Origin of the sequence: Loigolactobacillus zhaoyuanensis, from assembly GCF_003946385.1 — a bacterium.
GTDB classification, from domain to species: Bacteria; Bacillota; Bacilli; order Lactobacillales; family Lactobacillaceae; genus Loigolactobacillus; species Loigolactobacillus zhaoyuanensis.
This window is the reverse complement of sequence record NZ_RHOE01000102.1, coordinates 1-1,817: the sequence shown is the minus strand read 5'-3', so window position 1 is coordinate 1,817 and position 1,817 is coordinate 1. Positions and strand designations below refer to the sequence as shown.

General features: G+C 50.1%; 1 rRNA gene. It reads right to left on the bottom strand.

Annotation, left to right across the window (positions count from 1 at the left end):
* Nucleotides 1–159: 159 nt before the first annotated feature.
* Nucleotides 160–1,728: ribosomal RNA gene (locus EKM76_RS12665) — 16S ribosomal RNA — on the bottom strand.
* Nucleotides 1,729–1,817: the final 89 nt, after the last annotated feature.

Sequence of the window (1,817 nt, the reverse complement as noted above, 5' to 3'; positions counted from 1 at the left end):
AAATGGACTCGAACCATCGACCTCACGCTTATCAGGCGTGCGCTCTAACCAGCTGAGCTATAGGCCCAAAAGCGGCTAATTAATATAAGTATGAGAGTAGATCTCTCAAAACTAAACAAAGTTTCGACAAGTGTGTAGGTTTCCGTAATTATTCCTTAGAAAGGAGGTGATCCAGCCGCAGGTTCTCCTACGGCTACCTTGTTACGACTTCACCCCAATCATCTGTCCCACCTTAGGCGGCTAGTTCCCTAAAAGGGTTACCCCACCGACTTCGGGTGTTACAAACTCTCATGGTGTGACGGGCGGTGTGTACAAGGCCCGGGAACGTATTCACCGCGGCGTGCTGATCCGCGATTACTAGCGATTCCGGCTTCATGTAGGCGAGTTGCAGCCTACAATCCGAACTGAGATCGGCTTTAAGAGATTAGCTTACCCTCGCGGGTTCGCAACTCGTTGTACCGACCATTGTAGCACGTGTGTAGCCCAGGTCATAAGGGGCATGCTGATTTGACGTCATCCCCACCTTCCTCCGGTTTGTCACCGGCAGTCTTACTAGAGTGCCCAACTAAATGCTGGCAACTAGTCATAAGGGTTGCGCTCGTTGCGGGACTTAACCCAACATCTCACGACACGAGCTGACGACAACCATGCACCACCTGTCACTTTGTCCCCGAAGGGAAAGCTGTATCTCTACAGTGGTCAAAGGATGTCAAGACCTGGTAAGGTTCTTCGCGTTGCTTCGAATTAAACCACATGCTCCACCGCTTGTGCGGGCCCCCGTCAATTCCTTTGAGTTTCAACCTTGCGGTCGTACTCCCCAGGCGGAATGCTTAATGCGTTAGCTGCAGCACTGAAGGGCGGAAACCCTCCAACACTTAGCATTCATCGTTTACGGTATGGACTACCAGGGTATCTAATCCTGTTCGCTCCCCATACTTTCGAGCCTCAGCGTCAGTTACAGACCAGACAGCCGCCTTCGCCACTGGTGTTCTTCCATATATCTACGCATTTCACCGCTACACATGGAGTTCCACTGTCCTCTTCTGCACTCAAGTTTCCCAGTTTCTAATGCACTTCTTCGGTTAAGCCGAAGGCTTTCACATCAGACTTAAAAAACCGCCTGCGCTCGCTTTACGCCCAATAAATCCGGATAACGCTTGCCACCTACGTATTACCGCGGCTGCTGGCACGTAGTTAGCCGTGGCTTTCTGGTTGGATACCGTCAAAGGACTAACAGTTACTCTAGTCCCTGTTCTTCTCCAACAACAGAGTTTTACGAGCCGAAACCCTTCTTCACTCACGCGGCGTTGCTCCATCAGACTTTCGTCCATTGTGGAAGATTCCCTACTGCTGCCTCCCGTAGGAGTTTGGGCCGTGTCTCAGTCCCAATGTGGCCGATTACCCTCTCAGGTCGGCTACGTATCATCGTCTTGGTAAGCCGTTACCTTACCAACTAACTAATACGCCGCGGGTCCGTCCAAAAGTGATAGCCGAAGCCATCTTTTACATACAGACCATGTGGTCTGTATGGTTATGCGGTATTAGCATCTGTTTCCAAATGTTATCCCCCACTTAAGGGTAGGTTACCCACGTGTTACTCACCCGTCCGCCACTCACGTCGATCGACTTCCACTGCAAGCAGCTTCAGTCGACGTCAGTGCGTTCGACTTGCATGTATTAGGCACGCCGCCAGCGTTCATCCTGAGCCAGGATCAAACTCTCATATAAAATGAAAATTGATTGCTCAATTGTTTTTGTTGCTAGCGAGTTATAATTCAAATTGAATTGACTTCGCAAATGTTTGCTTTACTTCGACC